Origin of the sequence: Arthrobacter sp. R4 (genome assembly GCF_051365025.1) — a bacterium.
In the GTDB taxonomy this organism is placed as follows: domain Bacteria; phylum Actinomycetota; class Actinomycetes; order Actinomycetales; family Micrococcaceae; genus Arthrobacter.
The window spans coordinates 1-19,089 of sequence record NZ_JBLWIJ010000010.1 but is presented as its reverse complement, the minus strand read 5'-3'; the positions used below and the strand labels follow the sequence as shown (position 1 = coordinate 19,089).

20 protein-coding genes, 1 tRNA gene, 1 other RNA gene and 1 pseudogene are annotated in these 19,089 nt (G+C 64.6%); 11 read left to right on the top strand and 12 right to left on the bottom strand.

From position 1 onward, the window contains the following. Position 1 precedes the first annotated feature (1 nt). Positions 2-748 (top strand): alpha/beta hydrolase, encoded by a 747-nt coding sequence (locus tag ACLKOZ_RS05905; RefSeq protein ID WP_436473557.1) that lies wholly within the window; start codon positions 2-4, stop codon positions 746-748. Here the strand turns inward: ACLKOZ_RS05905 and ACLKOZ_RS05900 are convergent. Next, positions 724-1,518 (bottom strand): sugar phosphate isomerase/epimerase family protein, encoded by a 795-nt coding sequence (locus tag ACLKOZ_RS05900; protein WP_436473555.1) that lies wholly within the window; start codon positions 1,516-1,518, stop codon positions 724-726. The two genes, ACLKOZ_RS05905 and ACLKOZ_RS05900, sit on opposite strands and share 25 nt — an antisense overlap. A gap of 132 nt (positions 1,519-1,650) precedes the next feature. Here ACLKOZ_RS05900 and ACLKOZ_RS05895 point away from each other — a divergent pair, with 132 nt between their 5' ends. Continuing rightward, positions 1,651-2,295, top strand: a complete 645-nt coding sequence (locus tag ACLKOZ_RS05895; protein WP_436473553.1) for an N-acetyltransferase family protein — start codon at positions 1,651-1,653, stop codon at positions 2,293-2,295. On the opposite strand, the gene ACLKOZ_RS05890 is transcribed toward ACLKOZ_RS05895, so the two are convergent. Next, positions 2,288-3,190 (bottom strand): aldose 1-epimerase family protein, encoded by a 903-nt coding sequence (locus ACLKOZ_RS05890; protein WP_436473551.1) that lies wholly within the window; start codon positions 3,188-3,190, stop codon positions 2,288-2,290. The two genes, ACLKOZ_RS05895 and ACLKOZ_RS05890, sit on opposite strands and share 8 nt — an antisense overlap. Before the next feature lie 113 nt (positions 3,191-3,303). Here ACLKOZ_RS05890 and ACLKOZ_RS05885 point away from each other — a divergent pair, with 113 nt between their 5' ends. Further along, a complete protein-coding gene (locus tag ACLKOZ_RS05885) occupies positions 3,304-3,999 on the top strand; it encodes a DNA alkylation repair protein (RefSeq protein ID WP_436473549.1) in 696 nt (231 codons plus the stop codon). On the opposite strand, the gene mptB is transcribed toward ACLKOZ_RS05885, so the two are convergent. Then, positions 3,982-5,535 carry a polyprenol phosphomannose-dependent alpha 1,6 mannosyltransferase MptB gene (gene mptB, locus ACLKOZ_RS05880; RefSeq protein ID WP_337352399.1) on the bottom strand — a complete coding sequence of 518 codons (1,554 nt, stop codon included), beginning with the start codon at positions 5,533-5,535 and terminating at the stop codon, positions 3,982-3,984. The genes ACLKOZ_RS05885 and mptB overlap by 18 nt on opposite strands. A gap of 154 nt (positions 5,536-5,689) precedes the next feature. On the opposite strand from mptB, the gene orn reads away from it, so the two are divergent. The 3 genes from orn (at position 5,690) to def (ending at position 7,248) form a co-directional block, all read left to right on the top strand. Next, positions 5,690-6,340: an oligoribonuclease gene (orn, locus tag ACLKOZ_RS05875; RefSeq protein ID WP_337349017.1), complete on the top strand. Its 651-nt coding sequence runs from the start codon at positions 5,690-5,692 to the stop codon at positions 6,338-6,340. Between the two features lie 130 nt (positions 6,341-6,470). Further along, positions 6,471-6,543 (top strand) — tRNA-His (locus ACLKOZ_RS05870). Positions 6,544-6,675: 132 nt separating this feature from the next. Next, a complete protein-coding gene (gene def, locus ACLKOZ_RS05865) occupies positions 6,676-7,248 on the top strand; it encodes a peptide deformylase (protein ID WP_337349016.1) in 573 nt (190 codons plus the stop codon). 15 nt (positions 7,249-7,263) lie between these two features. Here the strand turns inward: def and ACLKOZ_RS05860 are convergent, their stop codons facing one another. The 4 genes from ACLKOZ_RS05860 to rnpB form a co-directional block, all read right to left on the bottom strand. Continuing rightward, positions 7,264-8,061, bottom strand: a complete 798-nt coding sequence (locus ACLKOZ_RS05860; RefSeq protein WP_436473546.1) for an HNH endonuclease family protein — start codon at positions 8,059-8,061, stop codon at positions 7,264-7,266. A gap of 114 nt (positions 8,062-8,175) precedes the next feature. Continuing rightward, entirely contained in the window at positions 8,176-8,379 is a 204-nt protein-coding gene (locus ACLKOZ_RS05855; RefSeq protein WP_337352402.1) for a hypothetical protein, read from the bottom strand. Positions 8,380-8,449: 70 nt separating this feature from the next. Next, entirely contained in the window at positions 8,450-9,928 is a 1,479-nt protein-coding gene (locus ACLKOZ_RS05850; RefSeq protein ID WP_337349013.1) for a glyceraldehyde-3-phosphate dehydrogenase, read from the bottom strand. Positions 9,929-10,184: 256 nt separating this feature from the next. Further along, positions 10,185-10,576, bottom strand: an RNA gene (gene rnpB, locus ACLKOZ_RS05845) — RNase P RNA component class A. Positions 10,577-10,632: 56 nt separating this feature from the next. On the opposite strand from rnpB, the gene ACLKOZ_RS05840 reads away from it, so the two are divergent. Further along, complete coding sequence (locus ACLKOZ_RS05840; protein WP_436473544.1) at positions 10,633-11,394, top strand: YaaA family protein; 762 nt, start codon at positions 10,633-10,635, stop codon at positions 11,392-11,394. Here the strand turns inward: ACLKOZ_RS05840 and ACLKOZ_RS05835 are convergent. After that, positions 11,391-12,146 (bottom strand): zinc ribbon domain-containing protein, encoded by a 756-nt coding sequence (locus tag ACLKOZ_RS05835; protein ID WP_436473542.1) that lies wholly within the window; start codon positions 12,144-12,146, stop codon positions 11,391-11,393. The two genes, ACLKOZ_RS05840 and ACLKOZ_RS05835, sit on opposite strands and share 4 nt — an antisense overlap. A 121-nt stretch (positions 12,147-12,267) precedes the next feature. Then, positions 12,268-13,191: a Nif3-like dinuclear metal center hexameric protein gene (locus ACLKOZ_RS05830; RefSeq protein ID WP_436473540.1), complete on the bottom strand. Its 924-nt coding sequence runs from the start codon at positions 13,189-13,191 to the stop codon at positions 12,268-12,270. Between the two features lie 100 nt (positions 13,192-13,291). Here ACLKOZ_RS05830 and msrA point away from each other — a divergent pair, with 100 nt between their 5' ends. The 3 genes from msrA to epsC all read left to right on the top strand — a co-directional run bounded on the left by msrA (position 13,292) and on the right by epsC (position 15,441). Further along, the gene (msrA, locus tag ACLKOZ_RS05825; RefSeq protein ID WP_337349009.1) at positions 13,292-13,816 is read left to right on the top strand and encodes a peptide-methionine (S)-S-oxide reductase MsrA; all 525 of its coding nucleotides are present in this window, start codon (positions 13,292-13,294) and stop codon (positions 13,814-13,816) included. A gap of 65 nt (positions 13,817-13,881) precedes the next feature. After that, positions 13,882-14,817, top strand: coding sequence for a cysteine synthase A (gene cysK / locus ACLKOZ_RS05820; protein WP_337349008.1), 936 nt, complete (start codon positions 13,882-13,884; stop codon positions 14,815-14,817). Between the two features lie 39 nt (positions 14,818-14,856). Beyond that, a complete protein-coding gene (epsC, locus tag ACLKOZ_RS05815; RefSeq protein ID WP_337349007.1) occupies positions 14,857-15,441 on the top strand; it encodes a serine O-acetyltransferase EpsC in 585 nt (194 codons plus the stop codon). Positions 15,442-15,444: 3 nt separating this feature from the next. Here epsC and ACLKOZ_RS05810 read toward each other — a convergent pair whose 3' ends face one another. Both ACLKOZ_RS05810 and gndA read right to left on the bottom strand, forming a co-directional pair. Then, complete coding sequence (locus ACLKOZ_RS05810) at positions 15,445-16,281, bottom strand: oxidoreductase (RefSeq protein ID WP_436473537.1); 837 nt, start codon at positions 16,279-16,281, stop codon at positions 15,445-15,447. A gap of 126 nt (positions 16,282-16,407) precedes the next feature. After that, on the bottom strand, positions 16,408-17,844 hold the full coding sequence (gndA, locus tag ACLKOZ_RS05805) for an NADP-dependent phosphogluconate dehydrogenase (protein ID WP_376046713.1): 1,437 nt from the start codon (positions 17,842-17,844) through the stop codon (positions 16,408-16,410). Positions 17,845-18,088: 244 nt separating this feature from the next. Between gndA and ACLKOZ_RS05800 the strand changes: the two genes are divergently transcribed. Next, the gene (locus ACLKOZ_RS05800) at positions 18,089-18,817 is read left to right on the top strand and encodes a FadR/GntR family transcriptional regulator (RefSeq protein ID WP_436473535.1); all 729 of its coding nucleotides are present in this window, start codon (positions 18,089-18,091) and stop codon (positions 18,815-18,817) included. A 13-nt stretch (positions 18,818-18,830) separates the two neighbouring features. Here ACLKOZ_RS05800 and ACLKOZ_RS05795 read toward each other — a convergent pair. Next, positions 18,831-19,089 (bottom strand): annotated as a pseudogene (locus ACLKOZ_RS05795) (L-idonate 5-dehydrogenase); the annotation flags it as partial.

The window sequence follows — 19,089 nt, the reverse complement described above, 5'->3', positions numbered from 1 at the left end:
GGTGGCGACCGCCTCCCTCACTGCTGTCCCTGCCCGCACCGACGGGCCGCGGCCTGCCGTCCTTGTCCTTCCAGGCGGAGGTTACGGCCATCAGGCCGACCATGAGGCTGAGCCGGTTGCCGAGTGGCTTGCCTCGCTGGGGATCCACGCCTATGTGCTCCGTTACCGGGTTGCACCGCACCGCCACCCGGCACCCCTCGAGGATGCCAAAGCTGCGCTGCTGCAGATCCGCGCCGGAGGCATGGGCCTGGCCGTGGACGGCACCCGGGTGGGCGTCCTCGGCTTCTCCGCTGGCGGCCACCTGGCGGCCACGCTGTCAACAGCGGTGGCTACCGGCGATGCAGCGCTCGACCTCCAGGCTGCCGTCCCGGACCTGACAGTGCTGTGCTATCCCGTGGTGTCCTACACGGACGAAGTGCATCAGGGGTGCGTGGACAATTTGCTCGGGACGTCGCCGTCGGAAGCGCTGCTCCGGGAAGTTTCCGCCGATCTCCACGTGACTGCCACTACTCCCCCGGCATTTGTGTGGCACACGGCCGACGACGCGGCGGTGCCGGTCCATCACAGCCTCGCCTACACCGGGTCATTGGTCAGCGCCGGCGTGCCGGCCGAACTGCACGTGTTTCCGCATGGGCGGCACGGCCTCGGACTCGCTCCCGAGGATCCGGGACCGGACCAGTGGACGTCGCTGTGCGCGGCGTGGCTGACGCGGATGGGATGGACTCAGTCCTCGCCCAGGGCGATGTGATTCAGGAAGTCCGCATCATGGCTGACGTTCTCCGCGAGGTCCTCCGCCACGAACTCAAGCATCATGTCCACTGGCCGGCCCGACTCACGCACGGCATCGGCCACTGACTGCCACAGCTGCTTGCGCCCACTCAGGGGTAGCCGCTCCTGCTGCGGCCACCACGAAAAGCAGTGCACGCCGGAAACAAACGGAAGCACCTTGCGCAGGCTCGCCAGGGCGGCCTGGTCGGAGAGTCCGACGGCGGGCTGCCAGTAGGTCCCCACGTTGTCCCGGCCAACGTCCCGGAGCAACTGGATCGTGGACTCGGGCGTGTCCGTGAACGTGCCGCCGTGGTACTCGAAGGCAAGGTCCAGACCCTGGCGGCCGGCGATGTCCGCGATCCGCAGGGTGTCCCGGACGACTTCCGCCCGCAGACCGCCGTCGGATTCGGCCGAGCCGAGTTCGCCCGCCCAGATCCGGACTCTTGGCGCTCCCAGGCGAACGGCCAGTTCCACTGCGGCTTCAAAATCGGTGAAGCTGCCGGCACGGTAATAGGAGCCCAGGGACAGGATCTCCAAGCCTGCGGCCAGGGTAGCTTCGCGGGCTTCGTCTGCGGAGGCGCCATCGCGGATATGCACGTCCGTTCCCCACTCGATTCCGGCCAGGCCGGCCTCGGCCGCTATCCGGGCAACGTCTGCAATGCTGCTGTTCCGCAGCGTCACCGAACATAGGCCAGGGGTGAGCGCTGATCGGTTCCAGTCCGGCAGTTCCGTCTGCTGTCCAAGGGTCATTGGCATTCTTTCCGTTGCGGCGGCCCGATCAACTGCTGGGCCGGGGTGGGATTGCCTCCCAGCGTAGCGGGAATGCGTTTGCCACGTTAATCATTTCGTGGCAGGCCGCGTCGGGCGGACTACCCTGTAGGCATGGAAGACGAGCCGGTTCATGGCCTGACCACGGCACCTGCAGAATGGGCCGAGGTCGAGAGCCTCTTCAGCCTGCCCGGTGAACCGTCGCGCTGCTGGTGCCGGTACTTCGCGCTCACCGGTCCCGAGTACTCCGCGCTGGAACCGGCCGCGCGCAAGGCGCAACTGCGGGAAAAGTTCGACGCCGGGTCCCCCGCCCCCGGTGTGCTCGCCTTCCGGGCGGGGCGGCCGGTGGGCTGGTGCGCGGTTGAACCGCGAACGTGCTACCCGCGGGTGCTCCGTTCCCGGGTCCTGCGGCTCGCGGAAGCATCAGCACCGGCCGATACCGGGGCCGATGCCGTGGCCACTGATCCCGCGCCACGCCACGTGTGGTCCGTGACCTGCTTTGTGGTCGCTCCCGGCCACCGCCGCAGCGGCGTGGCGGATGCCCTGCTGGGCGCCGCCGTCGACCACGCCCGGGTCCATAGTGCTGACGTGGTGGAAGGCTATCCGGTTGACCGCGGCCTCAGGCCCAAGGCGTCGGCTGCCGACCTGTATCACGGCACATTGAACCTGTTCCTGCGCGCAGGGTTCCAGGCGGTCAGCTCCGCCGTCCCGGGGCGGGCCGTGGTGCGCCTGGACCTTCGCGGAGGCCCGGCTAACTGAGCGCCCTGATGGTCCAGCCGGCCTCGTGGGACTCCCCGGGCGCCAGGTGCACCAGGTCCGTCCCTGAATTGAACGCGTCCGGCGGGCAGGTCATGGGCTCCACGGCAAGGCCCAGCCTGTCCTTGCCGCTGGGCTTGTCCGCAGTGTGGACCTGGACCCAGGGCCAGGTTCCGTCCCACTCCAGCTCAACACCGGTTCCCGCCGGATCAAGGACGCGGACAGCTGCGAGGCCATGTTCCCCGCGGATGATCCCTGTGAAGGCGTGGTCGATCTTGATGGTGCCCAGAGGGCGGGGGGTGCGGAAATCGAACTCATGGCCTTCAACCGGATGGATGCCTTCGGGCAGCAGCCGGTCAGCAGACACAGCCAGGAACTCCCGGGCGGGAAGCTCCATGGTCCAGTGGTCCAGCGGCGAGGTGCCGGCCACGAGGTAGGGGTGGGGGCACAATCCGTAGGGCGCGGTTTGGGTGCCGGTGTTCCGCGTCCGGACCATGGAATGGAGGCCGTCATCAGAGAGCCGGTAGGTGACGCAGACTTCAAGGCCGGACGGATACGCGGCACTGGCCTGGACGTTGCCGGCGAGCGTGATGGCATCCGTCGAGTGCTCCAGCACGTCCCAGTCCGCTCCGGTCAGCAGGCCGTGGAGTGCCGTACCGCGCTCCGGTTCGTTGATGTCGGCCCGGAAGGAGCGGTCACCGTAGCTGTAGGTGCCATCGGCGAGGCGGTTGGGCCAGGGGGCGCAAATGACGCCCCGGTAGTCGGGAATCCCGCCGTCGGGCCCAAAGGTAACCACCAGGTGCCGACCCTGGTACTGAAGTTCACGCAACGCGCCGCCGCGGGCCGTGACGATGGCCGAGTAGGACCCGAAGGCGATGCTGTGTTCCGTACCCGACATGATGGATCCTCTGCGTTCCAGCTGGTTGTTAGCGCTAACTAGCCTATTGTATCCATGTTCGTTCTCGCCTCCTGTTACGTCACAGTGAGGATCCGGCTCGCTAAAGTTGCAGGATGGTGAACCGCGAGGTGCTGGCCACTATCAGTGCGGCCTTGGAAGAGCAGGCCGACGCCGAACGCGGGGCGGGCGCGCAGGCCTATATGAAATCGTCCATCCCATCGCTGGGCGTCAGGGTGCCGGAGGTCAGGCGCCTGACAAAGGCCGCAGCCGCTGCCCACCCCTTCGAATCCCCCGAGCAGCTTCGAGCGACGGTGCTTGAGCTCTGGCGCGACGCCAAGGTGCGGGAGGAACGCTACGCGGCCATAGACCTCACCGGTGTGAAGATGGCAGCCAAGGACCTGGCGATGCTCCCTGTGTATGAGGAAATCATCCGGACCGGCGCCTGGTGGGACTTTGTGGACGGCGTGTCGGACCGGATCTGCGCCCTGCTCCAAGCACACCGGCCGGCCATGACTGAGATCCTGCTTGGCTGGAGCCGGGACGAAGACCTCTGGATCAGGCGGGCCTCCATCACCGCCCAGCTCAAGGCCAAGGCCCACACTGACCGCAGGCTACTCAGGAACGTCATTGAAGCCAATCTCGCGGATCGAGAGTTCTTCATCCGCAAGGCCATTGGCTGGGCACTGCGCGAGTTTGGCAAAACCGATCCGGAATGGGTCCGGACTTTCGTCGCCGAGCACGACGAACGCCTTAGTCCGCTGTCCCGCCGGGAAGCGATCAGGAATCTCCCGTCAGATGACGGGGCGTGAGGTAACCGGCTGGTCCGACTTGCTGAAGAGCTGTTTGGTGCGAGGGTCCAGGAAAATCAGGTAGAGCGCGAACATCAGGGCGATAACGGCGGCAGCGTTGCGCGCCAGGGCGAGCGCAAGGCCGAGGTCCTCCGTCTGCAGGTACGGAAAGACTTCCAGCTGGTCCGAGATCGCATAGACCATAAAGAAGGACACGATGAAGTAGAGGGCCTTGACCTGCCAGTCGTCCCGGATGCCTGTAACTGCGAACAACGGGATCAGCCAGACCACATACCAGGACTGGATCATGGGGGCCAGCAGGACGATGGCGGCAAATGCCAACGTCAGCCGGCGCATGAGGCGGTCGTGGTCTCCCTTGAAGATCTGCCAGGCGACGATGCCCACGGCCAGCAGCTTCCCGGCGTCGTACACCCATTTGGCAAGCCCCCAGCCGTCGAGGCTGAACGCGTTGGCGATGGAAGCGACCACCAGGCCCATCAGCCCGATAGGCGCGTACCAGATCCAAATGCTGCCGGGAGCCGAGAGGCCATTAATCCAGCCAAAACCGAAGCCGTTGACCCTGCTCATGGCAAAAAGAATCCCCACGCTCAGGCCGGCAGTGAGTGCCCAGTACAGGAATTTCCGCGGCCAGCTGGCGTCCTTGCCGGCCCAGAGCAGGCCGATGAAGGGCAGGAAGACGATGGTGATCGGCTTGACCGAGATGGACAGCGTGACCAGCACGATGCCCAGCACCACACGCCGGGTGGCGCAGTAGTACAGGCCAGCTAGGGCCAGCCCGATCATCAGGGCGTCGTTGTGCACGCTGGCAATGAAGTTGGTGAGGAACAGTGGATTGGCTGCCGTGAGCCAGAGGGCCCGGTGCGGGTTGACACCATGGAGGTCCGCCAGCTTGGGCACGTAGATGATGCACAGCACGATGCCCACCAGAGCAGCCAGCCGGAACAGCATCACGCTGGCCTCCGGGTGCACGTTGGTGGACCAGACCACAAACTGCTCAATCCACAGGAACAGCTGGCCATATGGAACCGGGGCCTCGGTCCACATCTTGTCGGCGCCGAGCTGGAAATAGTTGGACAGCGCGGAAATGCCGTTTTCGTAGGGATTGAAGCCTTCCACCATCAGCCTGCCCTGGCCGATGTAGGCGTACACATCCCGGCTGAACAACGGCACTGTGAACATCATCGGCAGGCCCCAAAGCACCACCGCCTGAAGGGTGGCTTTGCGCGCCGCCAGGCCCCAGATCCGGACGCGTTGGCCCAGCCTGAGCCAGGCGCGGACCAGGAGCATGCCGCCGACGGCCAGGAGGATGATGGACAGCGCAACACCGATGGCCTCGGTCCGCATCCAGATGAAGAGCGGCATCCGCCGCAACTCCGAGACGGGCGCAAGCCAACCGACTCCCAGGGAACCGACCATCATCAACACTGAACCGATAAAGCCGGCGATCAGCGGGGACCGTGCGTTGTCGACCTCGGCCTCTGGCAGCTTGAGGATCGTGGCGGCCTTCTCCCCCGCTGCAGGCACAGGCCCCGTCATCTCAGGATTGTCCAATCTGTTGCATTCCACGCTTCCGCCCTGCGGGCCTCACCGGACCGGCCGGGGCATAGTACAACGACGGAAAATTCACCGCCGCGTTTCCGAAATCCTAGCATCGGACGGCCCGGACAGAGCTAAACGGTAGGCTTGTCAAGTGCCTATATCTAATGAACGCATCGTCTGGATCGACTGCGAAATGACCGGCCTGGACATCAAGAACGACGCCCTGATCGAGGTGGCGGCCTTGGTGACGGACTCGGAACTGAACATCCTGGGCGACGGAGTGGACGTGGTGATCAAGCCGGAGGATTCCGCGCTGGCCCAGATGAATGATTTCGTCCGCGACATGCATACGCGCTCGGGGCTGCTGACGGAACTGCCGCACGGCAAGACCATGGCCGAGGCCGAGGCCGCCGTCATGGAATACATCGAAAAGTGGGTCCCGGACCCCCGTAAGGCGCCGTTGGGCGGCAACTCGGTGGGCACAGACCGTGTGTTCCTGTCCCGGGACATGCCCTCAGTGGTGGAACACCTGCACTACCGCGTGATCGATGTCAGCACTATCAAGGAACTCTCACGCCGATGGTTTGCGCGAGCCTATTTCCAATCCCCCGCCAAAAAGGGCGGTCACCGCGCCCTCGGTGACATCAAGGACTCCATCGACGAACTCCGTTACTACCGGGAAGCCGTGTTCGTCCCGGCGCCAGGCCCGGACAGCGCAACGGCCCAGGCCATCTCCAAACGGATAGCCGCCGGCGCGGAAACCACCGCCGCTGATGCAGACCCAGCGGTCCCAGGGACGTAATCTGCACCACGTTTGCTTCGAATTTTGGCCAAAAACGGGAAAAGTGGCAAAAGCACACGCGAACAGCAGGTAAGCTATTTGAGTTGCCTTTCCAGAGAGCCGGTCGCCCGGTAGACCTGCAAGGCACATGGTGGGCTTAGCTCAGTTGGCAGAGCGCCTGGTTGTGGTCCAGGAGGTCGCGGGTTCAACCCCCGTAGCTCACCCGCACAGGATGGTTCTAGCAGCCGTTCGAGAAGGAGGCCGCACCGGATATCCGGTGCGGCCTCCTTTGTTTTGCATCCTTGTTTTACGCACAACGGCCGGCCATGCGCCGCATCCCGAAGGACCCGTCTGACATGACAGTTATGCCAATCACCATTTGGGGGGAACCGGTCCTGCACCGCCGGGCTTCCGAGGTGGAAGTGTTCGACGACGAGCTCAGGACCCTGATTGCGGACATGTTCGAAACAAACGACGCCGCAAACGGCGTCGGACTCGCGGCGCCGCAGGTTGGGGTCGGCAAGCGGATATTTGTCTACAAATACGCCAACGATGACGGCGCACCTCCCGCAGGCGTATTGGTCAACCCTGTCCTGACCCTGTCCAAAATCTCCGGTGCCCTTCCCGATCCCGATGAGGAAGAGGAGGGCTGCCTGTCTTTTCCGGGCGGACAGTACCCTTTGAAGCGTGCCGAGTGGGCCAGAGTGCGCGGCTTCGACGGCTATGGGCAGCCGGTTGAATTTGAGGCCACAGGGTGGTTCGCGAGGGTAATCCAGCACGAGTACGACCACCTGGACGGAAAACTTTACGTCAACCGGCTGATCGACCGCTATGCACGCAAGGCGATGAAGCAGGCCAAGAAGAGCGGTTGGGGCGTTCCGGGCCTAACCTGGATGCCCGGCGTCGACCCGGATCCTTTCGGCCACTAGTCGACGAGTCGGACGTCAGCCCGCAGTAACAGTCAGCTGCTGTGGGCAGCTGTCCAGGACCCTCTTCATGGCGTCCTTCTCCGGCTGCGTCACCCAAAGCCCGTAGGCGGCCTTCACCGAGATCTGCCTTGCAACATAATGGCAGCGGAAGGCCTTGTTCTTGGGCAACCAGGTGGCGGCGTCACCTGCACTCTTCTGCTGGTTGGCTGGCCCGTCCGCGGCGATAAGGTTCAGGGGGTCGTTGGCCAGGCTCTGGCGCTGCTGCGGTGTCAGGCGCTGCGCGCCCTTTTGCCAGGCGTCGCCCAGGGCCACCACGTGATCGATCTGGACCGCCTTGCTGCTCTCCGAGCCTCGCCGGAAGTCCACGGGAAGTCCTGTGTAAGGCTCGTGGAAATGGCCGGCCGCCACTCGGCATTTTGAGCCTTCGGTGAAGACCACGCCCGCGAGGTCACGGCGAAGGACGTCGTTGCGGGTGTCGCAGCCATTCCGGTCCAGGTCCTGCCACGCCTGCCCGAAGGCTTCGCGCTCATAGTTGTCGTTAGGTGCACGCCCCTTGACCGGCAGCCCGTCGAGGGCTTCACGGGCACTCCCCCGCGGCACAGCATGCACCGGGACCACCGGTTTCATAAAGCCCGGATCGAAAACCGGCGCCTCCGTAGGTCCTGCAATGGCCGGTTCCGCCGCCGCGAACTGGCCGGCAGTGAAGAACCACACCACCGACGCTACAGCGGATACTCCCAGGAGAATGACCAGGGCCCATGCCTGCCGCGAGCGGTGGCGTGCCCGTCGGTACGCAGACCAGCTGACGGTCACGGGCAACCTGCCCTTCCGGAAACGTAATGCACCAGAAGAGCCTAGGACACTCCTCGGACAACGTGGCCGATATCCACAGTGTTGGGGAGGAGTGGGAAGCCGGGAAAGAGCTTCCTATTGTTCCCGGGTCACCCTCCGGAGATCTTCGGCGGCAACCTGGAGCAGCTCTTCGAGTTGGCGCACGCGCTCTTCGCTGATATCTCCGGCCTTGTAGCCCGCCTGGGCCTCCTCCAGGAGGCGGATGGCCCGTTTGTGGTTGGCCTTGGCTACATCCAGGGCGTGTTCGAGCGTGGTCTCGTGGAGAGTTTCGTTATTCATGCCACCAGTGTGGTCCCGTTTCCCGGCTGATTCCAGAGAACCAGCCGGGAAATTGCCTCAGAGGAGGGAATCAGACGGCGATGGCCGCCAGCGCCGCGGCAGGTTCCTTGGCGGGGAACGACGGCGGGTTGACCCCTGCCATCTCTTCCATGACCCGGACCACCTGGCAGGAGTAGCCGAATTCGTTGTCGTACCAGACGTAGAGGATGACGTTCTTGTCGTTGGAGATCGTTGCCAGGCCGTCCACGATGCCCGCACGGCGGGATCCGACGAAGTCGGTGGACACAACCTCGGGGGAATCGATGTAGTCGATCTGCTTGCGCAGGTCCGAATGCAGGGACATCTGGCGCAGGTAGTTGTTCACCTCATCCTTGGTGGTGCCGTTTTCAAGGCTCAGGTTCAGGATGGCGAGGGAGACGTCGGGGGTGGGGACGCGGATGGAGCTGCCGGAAAGCTTGCCCTGAAGTTCGGGCAGCGCCTTCGCCACAGCAGTGGCCGCACCGGTTTCGGTGATGACCATGTTCAGCGCGGCGGAGCGGCCGCGGCGGTCGCCCTTGTGGAAGTTGTCGATCAGGTTCTGGTCGTTAGTGAAGGAGTGGACGGTTTCCACGTGGCCGTGGATCACGCCGAACTTGTCGTTGATGGCCTTCAGGACCGGGGTGATGGCGTTGGTGGTGCAGGACGCCGCGGAGACGATCTGGTCAGTATCCTCGATGCTGCCGTGGTTAATGCCGTGCACGATGTTCTTGAGCGCGCCCTTACCCGGTGCGGTCAGGAGAACACGCGAAGCACCCTTGCTCTGAAGGTGCTGTGACAGGCCTTCGGCGTCGCGCCAGCGTCCCGTGTTGTCCACCACCAGGGCGTCGTGGATGCCGTAGGACGTGTAATCGATCGTGGCGGGGTTGTCCGAGTAGATGACCTGGACCTGGACACCGTTCGCGGTGATGGTGTTCGCTTCCTCGTCCACGCGGATGGTGCCTTCGAAGGACCCATGGACCGAATCGCGGCGCAGCAGGCTGGCGCGCTTGGAGAGATCCTTGTCCGATCCACGGCGCACCACGATGGCGCGCAGGCGAAGGCCGTGGCCGCCACCAGCCTTTTCGATCAGGAGGCGGGCCAGGAGCCGGCCAATCCGGCCGAAGCCATAGAGCACAACGTCAGTGCTGGTGCGGTCGTCGGCGCCGCGTTTGCCCACTACCTCGGCCAGTTCGGCGCGCAGGAACTCTTCCAGCGTGGCGCCGTCGCCCTCGGCCTTGAACTTCTGGTTCAGGCGGGCAATGTCGATCGCGGCCGCGCCCAGTTCCAGGCCGGCGAGGGTGTTCAGCAGCGGGGCTGTTTCTTCCAGAAGCAGCTCATCCTTGCTCATACGGCGGGCGAACCGGTGCGCCTTCAGGATGTTCATGGTGGACTTGTTAATCAGGCTGCGGCCGTGGATGGAAGTCACCACGTTGTTTTCACGGTACAGCCGGCCGATCACCGGAATCATGGCCTCGGCGAGGGCCTCCCGGCCCATCCACGTATCAAGACAAGAATCTGACGTCTGGCTCACAGAACTACCTTCCTTGGGTCAACCACATACGTCCTCGTACGCGGAGGGCGGCCGCCGGAGGTGTTCCGGGGCGCAAGCGTCGGCGGGGATTCGGTCCACCCCGGACACCTTGGAGAAGCGCAAAGAAAAACCACCGGCTGCGAACGCAGACCCGGTGGCAGAACTTCTACGTTCGCTCTCTATTCTAGGCGGGAGGGGCGCCCTGGACTGCCCCGTCCGGCGTGAAGTCACTCACATGACTTGAGCTGACGTTGTGTGGATGGGTTGACCGATACGCCGGGTTCTGTGCTCCCGTGCCGTTACCAGCGCGGGAGTAGCGGCCATCCATCTACGGACGCCGTTGCCGACGCCCTCCAGCGGCCTACCCGGACACTCGGGCGGGCAGCCCTCAAACGTGTCCTGTCTGGCCTTGCTCCGGGTGGGGTTTACCTAGCCTTCCCGGTCACCCGGGAAGCTGGTGGTCTCTTACACCACCGTTTCACCCTTACCTGTTTCGTGCCGCTTTCAAACCGGCGCGACACAGGCGGTCTGTTCTCTGTGGCACTGGCCTGCGGGTTACCCCGAGTGGGCGTTACCCACCACCCTGCCCTGCGGAGCCCGGACGTTCCTCGAGCCACTTGCGTGACGCGCGGCCGCCTGGTCAACCCATCCGGCACCCAGTCTACCGGGCAAGGGGGCGCCGAAGTCGCCGGTAAGATCGTACGGTGCTGATTCTGCTTCCCCCCTCCGAAGGCAAGACCCCCGCAGCCCGGGGAACCGCCGTCGACTGGCCTTCCCTCAGCTTCCCGGCACTGAACACCTACCGGGCCAAAGTCCTGGATGCCCTGGGAACGGTGAGTGCACACGAGGACGCCCTCGCGCTGCTGGGCGTCGGGGCATCGCTGCGGGACGACGTCGAACGGAACACCCGGCTGCACGCCGAACCGGCGGCGCCTGCCCACCAGATCTACTCGGGGGTTTTGTACGACGCCCTGGGCTACAAAACGCTGACGCCCGCGCAGCGCCGGAAGGCCGACGAGGCGGTGCTGGTGGTATCCGCGCTGTGGGGTGCCATCCGCTTTGCCGACCGCGTGCCCGCCTACCGGCTGTCGATGGGGACCGCACTGCCCGACGTCGGCCGCCTCGCCTCGTTCTGGAAGCCGCAACTGTCGGAGGCCCTCACGGAGGCTGCGGCCGGTCAGCTGCTGGTGGACTGCCGCTCAAGCACGTACGCCGCGGCGTGGGCACCTCCGCCGGCGCAGACCGTCGCCGTCAACGTTTTCACTGAAGTGGATGGCGTGCGCAAGGTGGTGAGCCACTTTGCGAAGCACACGCGCGGCGAACTGGCCCGGCACTTGCTGGTCCGCCGCGGCAACGCCCCGCAGACCCCGGCGCAGCTCCTGAAGGCGGCGCGCGAAAAGTGGGACGCGGAGCTGGTTGACGGTTCAGCCCGTAAGCCGCACGCGTTGAACATCATCCTGGGTTAGTTGGTCGGGCTGGCCGTGTTCCACTCGGCGGAGCGCACCAGGATGGCACCGGAGTCCGGACAAAAGACGATGTCGTCCTCGGCGGCGGCCTTGATCTCGGCGAGGTCGCCGGGGCTGAGCTTCATTCCGGAAGCCTCGGACGTTCCATGGAACAACCGTGCGGCGCCCACTCCTCGCTTGGCCAGCGTCTTTTCGTAGAGGGCCAGCATCCCGGCGTCCAGTCCGGCGGCGAACTCAGCGCGTTGGCGTTTGACCTCCGCTGCTTCGGCATCCACTTCAGCCAGGGCTTTGTCCAGTTCGGCGCGGATGCCGCCGAATGAGCCCTGGATGTTGTCCACGATCAGCTGCTGGGCCGCCTGCCTGGCGCGGAGCGAATCCAGCCGCTCCATGACTTCGAGTTCCACGTCCTCAAGGTCTGAGCGGCGCCTGTTCAGCGACGCGATGTCCTTCTGCAGGGCCACGAGGTCCTTGGAAAGCCCCGTTCCGCTGTTGAGCCGGGCCTCGTCGCGTTCAATGCGGGCGGTGACCTGTTCGACGTCGGACTCTGCCCGCTTCAGCTCAGCCTCGGCGTCGTGCACGGCCATCTTGGCGGCACCCAGCTCACCGTTGGCGACCGACAGCGCCGACTGGAGATCCGTGATCCGGGGGTCGGTGTCCAGGGCACGGCGCCGGTTGGCGAGCGACTTCAGCTTGGCGTCCAGTCCCTGCAATTCGAGCAACTTCAACTGTTCCGCCGGTGCTGCCTTGGCCACTGTTACCTCCGCTTGATCCCACCGGCCGGAGCCGGGCACCGAACCGGCGCTCTATAGACTCTAGCGCCTGGCCTGCTCCCCTGCCTCGCTTCGCTCGCCCGGGCCCCTTCGCACTCCAGGCTTAGCCCGGAGTCAGGATGAAGTCCCATGGATCACTGTTGGTGGTGCTCACCTGGATCTCCACATCGTGGCCCTGGTCGGCGAGCACGTTACCCAGCGCAGATGCTGCGGCCGGCAACCACAGCCACTCACTGGCGAAGTGGGAGACGTCAATCAGGTAGGGCCGGCCATTCACGGCGTCTTCGCGGGCCTCAGATGCCGGATGGTGCCGAAGGTCAGCGGTGACGAAGACGTCCGCATTGCTGGCGCGCACCTCGTCGAACAGCGAATCGCCGGCCCCGCCGCACACCGCGATGCGGCGCACCAGGCCATCCTTGTCACCTGAGACCCGCACTCCCCCGGCCACGGACGGCAGGATGCCAAAAACCCGTGCGGCGAAGTCTCCGAGGCTCATTACCTCCGCCAGGTGACCCACGCGGCCGATGCCCTCCTCGGGAAGGCCGTTGCTTGCGAGGGTCAGGGGCGATACATCCTCCAGTCCCAGTGCGTCTGCCAGGACATCAGAAACACCGCCGACGGCGGAATCACCGTTGGTATGGACGGTCAGCAGTGCGGTTCCAGACTCGATCAGCCGGTGGATTGCCTTGCCTTTGGCCGTGGTGGCGGCCACCGAGGTGACGCCTTTCAAAAGCAGCGGATGGTGGGTGATGAGCAGCTCGGCTCCCCATTCCACGGCTTCCTCAATGACTTCCAGCGTGGGATCGACGGCGAACATCACCCGCGTGACCGGCGAGGACGGCCGTCCGGCCACCAGGCCCACTTCGTCCCAGCTCTCGGCCAGGGATTCGGGCCACAGTTCCTCTACCGCCAGCAACACCTGCCCCAACGTGGGCGGGACTGTCTGCTCTGCCGCGGGGGCTTCCTCCCGGGAGGTCCCGTCGTGGCGCGGTTCCGCATCTGCAACGCCGGTGTCTACAGGTTCCATAGTCTCAGTTTTACCCCATTCGGCGCCCTCCCCTGCATGTGGCAGAGTCCTTATAGGGTTGTCAGGGAATCATCCGGGGCTCCCAACCATTGAAGAGGTCATGAAAACTTTTGTTCTTGGCGGGGGCTGCTTCTGGTGCCTCGACGCTGTCTACCAAAAAACCAAGGGCGTCAGTTCAGTGGTTTCCGGCTACACCGGCGGCCACGATCCGAATCCCGACTACTACTCCGTTTGCAACGGGACCACCGGGCATGCCGAGGTGGTGGCCGTGACCTTTGACGAGGACGTGATCCCCGCCGAAGTCATCCTGGACATGTTCTTTGTCCTGCACGACCCCACCACGCTCAACCGGCAGGGATATGACGTGGGCACGCAGTACCGCTCGTCCATGTTCTATGAGACCACCGAGGAAAAAATACTGTTCGAGGAGGCGATCGAACGGAACCAGGCGCTGTGGTCCCACCCCATCGTCACCGAGGTCAGCCGCCTGCCCCGGTTCCACGTAGCAGAGGACTTCCACCAGGACTACTACGCCAAGCACCCGGAACAGGGGTACTGCCAGGTGATCATCAACCCCAAGCTGGCCAAGGCCAGGAAATATTACTCTGCATGGCTTAATGCTTAGCAACGGTTGCGCCGCCATCGTTAGGCTGACCTCAGTATTCACTCTTGAGAGATAGGCATACCTACATGGCACGGATCTATGACGACGTAACGCAGCTGGTCGGCGGCACTCCGCTGGTCCGCCTGAACCGCCTGAGCGAAGGCCTCGGTGCCACTGTCGCCGTCAAGCTTGAGTTCTACAACCCGGCCAACAGCGTCAAGGACCGTATCGGCGTGGCCATCGTAGACGCCGCCGAGAAGTCCGGCGCCCTCAAGCCTGGCGGAACCATCGTGGAAGGCACCTCCGGAAACACCGGCATTGCCCTGGCCATGGTGGGCGCTGCCCGCGGTTACAAGGTCATCCTGACCATGCCGGAAACCATGTCAACGGAACGCCGCGTTATGCTCCGGGCGTTCGGTGCCGAGATCGTCCTGACACCCGGCTCCGAGGGCATGCGCGGCGCAGTGGAGAAGGCCCAGGAAATCGTGGCCAACACGGAGAACTCCATCTGGGCACAGCAGTTCGCCAACGAGGCCAACCCCGAGATCCACCGCACCACCACGGCTGAAGAAATCTGGTCCGACACTGACGGCAAGGTTGACATCTTCGTCGCCGGCATCGGCACCGGTGGCACCATTACGGGCGTCGGCCAGGTCCTGAAGGAACGCAATCCCGATGTGCAGATCGTGGCCATCGAGCCGAAGGACTCCGCCATCCTGAACGGCGGCGCCCCCGGCCCGCACAAGATCCAGGGCATCGGCGCCAACTTCGTGCCGGAAATCCTCGACACCAACGTCTATGACGAAGTCCTGGACGCAACCCTGGAGGACTCCGTGCGGGTGGCCCGTGACCTCGGCATCAAGGAGGGCATCCTGGGCGGCATCTCCTCCGGCGCCATCGTCTGGGGCGCCCTGGAACTGGCTAAGCGTCCCGAGAACGCCGGCAAGCTGATCGTCGCCGTTGTCTGCGACTTCGGCGAGCGTTACATCTCCACCGTGCTCTATGACGATATCCGCGGCTGATTAGTCCGCTCTCCGCCCGTTTCCTGTAGAAAGAACTTTGTGGGCTTTTTCGCAAGATTAAAGGAAGACCTCGACGCCGCCCGGTCCCACGACCCGGCGGCTCGAGGTTCTTTTGAGAACTTTTTCGCCTATTCAGGGCTCCATGCCATCTGGATCCACCGGCTGACGCACCGCCTGTGGCAAAACCCCGGGCTGCGCTTTCCGGCACGCCTCGTTTCCCAGCTGGGCCGTTTCCTGACCGGGATCGAAATCCACCCTGGTGCCACCATTGGACGGCGCTTCTTCATTGACCACGGCATGGGCGTGGTCATCGGCGAGACCGCCGAAATCGGTGAGGACGTGATGATCTACCACGGTGTGACGCTCGGCGGCCGCTCGCTGGCCAAGGTCAAGCGTCACCCCACCATCGAAGACAGGGTGACCATCGGGGCCGGAGCCAAGATCCTGGGACCCATCACCATCGGCCGGGACAGCGCCGTCGGTGCCAACGCAGTTGTGGTGAGGGACGCACCGCCCGAATCAATCGTTACCGGCGTGCCGGCCAAGTGGCGCCACCGGGACGCCCAGCGTGAGACCACGCCTGCGGTGGATCCGGCCGAGTACGACATCGAATACCTCATCTGACGGTTACCGGGCCGCCACCCGCTTGAGCACGAGCATGACCACGGGGTCAAACAGCCGGTCCGGCAGGAGCCGCCGCAGTGTCAGGATGGCTCGGGCCCCGCGCCCCACGGGGTAGCGGGTCCGCGGCCGTGCGGAATTGGCCGCGTGCAGCACCGCGTCAGCGATGACCTCCGCGGCCGTTGACGTCGCGGGCCTGTTAGTGGAATCCAGCGCGCCGGCCATCTGCCGCGCCTGTGCGGCGTAGGGCCCTGTTCCGCTGGTGGCCAGCAGCCCCTGGGCCGCGATCCCGCCCCATTCGGAGACGGTACTCGCAGGCTCAATGATGGACACGCTAATGCCATGCGGCTTCAGCTCGAGCCGCAGTGCGTCGCTCATGCCCTCCACCGCGAACTTCGTGGCGTGGTACCAGGCGCCGAGCGGCTCATAGAATTTGCCACCGATGGATGAGATATTGATGATCCGTCCTTGGCCGGCCTTCCGCATCGCCGGCAAAACAAGTTGGGTCATCCTCGCCAGCCCGAAGACATTGACGTCGAACTGGCGCCGCCCTTCGGCCAGTTCCACATCTTCCAGGGCGCCGAATGAGCCGTACCCGGCATTGTTCACCAGGACGTCGATCCGTCCACGTTCCTCCAGGACACGGCCGACGGCGGCACTCATCGATTCCTCGTCTGTCACGTCGAGCGGCAGGACATGGACTCCGAGGGCTTTCAATGGTTCCATCCGGTCCACGCGGCGGGCTCCGGCATAGACCGTGAAGCCGTGGCCGGCCAGGTTCTTGGCGGCTTCGAAGCCGATCCCCGTGGAAGCTCCGGTAACGAATGCTACTGGCTGGGCCATGCTGGACTCCCTCGCTCGGCGGATACAGCAGTTGCCCCCCGGAAACAGCAACGGCCGACAGCTCCCAGAGTAGCGGGAACTGCCGGCCGGAGGTGCCCTGGCGTGACGCCGTGGCCCTTGCCGAAACTAGTGCGTGTCTACTGCTTCAATCTCGGACTTGTCTTCGCCCCACAGGGTGTGGAATGTGCCCTCAGCGTCGACACGGCCGTAGGTGTGGGCTCCGAAGAGGTCCCGCTGGCCCTGGATCAGGGCGGCAGCGACGCGCTTGCGGCGCAGGCCGTCGTAGTACGCGAGCGAGGAGGAGAACACCGGCACGGGAATGCCCAGCTGGACGGCGGTGGCGACCACGCGGCGCCAAGCCGGCAGTGCCTCTGCGATGGCTTTGGTGAAGGCCGGCGCGAACAGCAGGTTGGCGGGCTTTTCGTCAGCGGCGTAGGCCTTGGTGATGTCCTTGAGCAGTTCAGCACGGATGATGCAGCCAGCGCGCCACAGGGAAGCAATTTCGTCCAGCTTCAGGTCCCAGCCGTACTCCTTGGCGGCGGAGGTCAGCATGTCCAGGCCCTGGGCATAGGAGACCAGCTTGGAAGCGTACAGCGCCTGGCGGACGTCCTCGACGAAGGTGTCGGGGATTTCCACGGAGGCTTCCTCGCCGGCCAGCAGTTCCTGCCCGAGCCTGCGCTGTTCAGCCTGGGAGGACAGGGCGCGGGCGAACACGGACTCGGCGATTCCGGAGACCGGGGAGCCGAGTTCCAGGGCGGAGATGACGGTCCAGCGACCGGTACCCTTCTGGCCTGCGGCATCGACGACAACGTCAACGAAGGGCTTGCCGGTCTTGGCGTCGACATGGCCCAGGACCTCGGCGGAGATTTCGATCAGGAAGGAGGAGAGGTCGCCCTTGTTCCACTCGGTGAAGATCTTGGACTGTTCGGCCGGCTCGATGCCTGCACCCGAGCGAAGGAGGTCAAATGCCTCGCCGATGACCTGCATGTCGGCGTATTCGATACCGTTGTGGACCATCTTGACGAAGTGGCCGGCGCCATCAGTGCCAACCCAGGCGCAGCAGGGCTCGCCGTCGACCTTCGCGGAAATCTTCTCCAGCAGCGGGCCAAGGGCCTTGTAGGACTCCTTGGAACCACCTGGCATGATGGACGGTCCATTCAGGGCGCCTTCTTCACCGCCGGACACGCCAACGCCCACAAAGTGCAGGTCCTTTTTGGCCAGGGCGGCTTCGCGGCGACGGGTGTCCTCGTAATGGGAGTTGCCGGCGTCGATGATGATGTCGCCGGCTTCCAGCAGCGGCTCCAGCTGCTCGATGACGGAGTCAACCGGCTTGCCTGCCTTGACCATGATGAGGACGCGGCGCGGCTTCTCCAGGGAGTCGACCAGTTCCTGCAGCGTCTCGGTCCGGACAAAATCGCCGTCCGTTCCGTGCTTCTCCAGCAGTGCGTCAGTCTTTTCTACCGACCTGTTGTGCAGGGCAACCGTGAAGCCGTTCCGGGCCAGGTTACGCGCCAGGTTGGCTCCCATCACCGCAAGGCCGGTGACACCGATGTGTGCTGACATCAAAAACTCCAATTCATTTCTGTGCAATGGATGTGCAGGTGGCCCCGCGTTTGGCAGCGGAGCATGCAGTTACGAACCAAGGGATCCGAATAAAGCATATATATTCGGACGCCATTCAGGAAAGTGGCGCCCACTTTGTGGAATGCCGGGTATCACAGCCAGTGTAGGACGCCTGCTCCCGCGAGGCTCCCCGGCTGTCCTTACTGGCAGATCGGGCGGCAGGAATCGCACTAGGCTTATGTTCATGTCGACCAGCCTGCACCACCGTGCCATTGAGAACCTCGGCACCCGGATTGTCGCCGGCGAACTTCCTGCCGGCCACATCATGCTGGCGGAGCAGTTGGAGGACGAACTGAAGGTCTCCCGTTCAGTCATCCGCGAAGCAGTGCGCGTGCTGCAGTCCCTGGGGCTTGTCGAGACGACCAAACGCGTCGGAATAAAGGTCCTGCCGTCGAACCGCTGGAACCCCTTCGACGCGCAGGTGATCCGGTGGCGGCTCTCCGGCGAGGGCAGGGGCGCCCAACTGCGCTCCCTTGCCGAGCTTCGCTCCGCCGTCGAACCGGCAGCGGCGGAACTGGCCGCCCAGAACGCGCCGGCACACCTCCGCCGGGAACTGGTGGACATTGCCCACGACCTGCGCGACGCCGGCCACTCGGGCGACGTGCCGCGGTTCCTGGAACTGGACATCGCCTTCCATTCGGTCCTGCTCTCCGGGTCCGGCAACGAAATGTTCGCCAACCTGATGGGCCAGGTGGCCGAGACGTTGACGGGCCGGACAGTGCACGGCCTCATGCCGGACCATCCCCATGAGGGCGCGCTGCAGTGGCACGTTGACTTGGCCGAGGCCGTAGCCGCCGGGGATGCCCCTGCGGCCCGGGCGGCCTCGGAAAGGATCATGCGCCGCACGATGTCGCGCATGTCGGACACCTGGACGGACCAGCCCAGGGTTTTCATCCCCGTCCGCCGGGACTGAACACGAACACTTTCTAGGCCCCGCCGAAGCTGAGGAGTACTTTCCCGGATTCGGCGGAGTTGCGGGCTGTTTCGAAGGCTTCGAGGGCCTGGTTGAGGGGGTAGGTGTGGGTGATGACGGGGTTGATGTGCAAGGTGCCGTCGGTGAGGGCTGTGATGACGTTGTCGATCTCGTCATTGAACCGGAACGAGCCTTTGAGGTCCAGTTCCCGGGTGATGGCCAGGGAGATCAGGACCGGCTGGGGTCCGGTGGGCAGGAGCCCGACCATGACC

Coding starts and splice junctions, on each gene's coding strand:
- ACLKOZ_RS05900 (WP_436473555.1), bottom strand. CDS start 1,518: ATGACCCTTGGACAGCAGACGGAACTGCCGGACTGGAACCGATCAGCG.
- ACLKOZ_RS05895 (WP_436473553.1), top strand. CDS start 1,651: ATGGAAGACGAGCCGGTTCATGGCCTGACCACGGCACCTGCAGAATGG.
- ACLKOZ_RS05890 (WP_436473551.1), bottom strand. CDS start 3,190: ATGTCGGGTACGGAACACAGCATCGCCTTCGGGTCCTACTCGGCCATC.
- ACLKOZ_RS05885 (WP_436473549.1), top strand. CDS start 3,304: ATGGTGAACCGCGAGGTGCTGGCCACTATCAGTGCGGCCTTGGAAGAG.
- mptB (WP_337352399.1), bottom strand. CDS start 5,535: ATGACGGGGCCTGTGCCTGCAGCGGGGGAGAAGGCCGCCACGATCCTC.
- def (WP_337349016.1), top strand. CDS start 6,676: ATGACAGTTATGCCAATCACCATTTGGGGGGAACCGGTCCTGCACCGC.
- ACLKOZ_RS05855 (WP_337352402.1), bottom strand. CDS start 8,379: ATGAATAACGAAACTCTCCACGAGACCACGCTCGAACACGCCCTGGAT.
- ACLKOZ_RS05830 (WP_436473540.1), bottom strand. CDS start 13,191: ATGGAACCTGTAGACACCGGCGTTGCAGATGCGGAACCGCGCCACGAC.
- msrA (WP_337349009.1), top strand. CDS start 13,292: ATGAAAACTTTTGTTCTTGGCGGGGGCTGCTTCTGGTGCCTCGACGCT.
- cysK (WP_337349008.1), top strand. CDS start 13,882: ATGGCACGGATCTATGACGACGTAACGCAGCTGGTCGGCGGCACTCCG.
- ACLKOZ_RS05810 (WP_436473537.1), bottom strand. CDS start 16,281: ATGGCCCAGCCAGTAGCATTCGTTACCGGAGCTTCCACGGGGATCGGC.
- gndA (WP_376046713.1), bottom strand. CDS start 17,844: ATGTCAGCACACATCGGTGTCACCGGCCTTGCGGTGATGGGAGCCAAC.
- ACLKOZ_RS05800 (WP_436473535.1), top strand. CDS start 18,089: ATGTCGACCAGCCTGCACCACCGTGCCATTGAGAACCTCGGCACCCGG.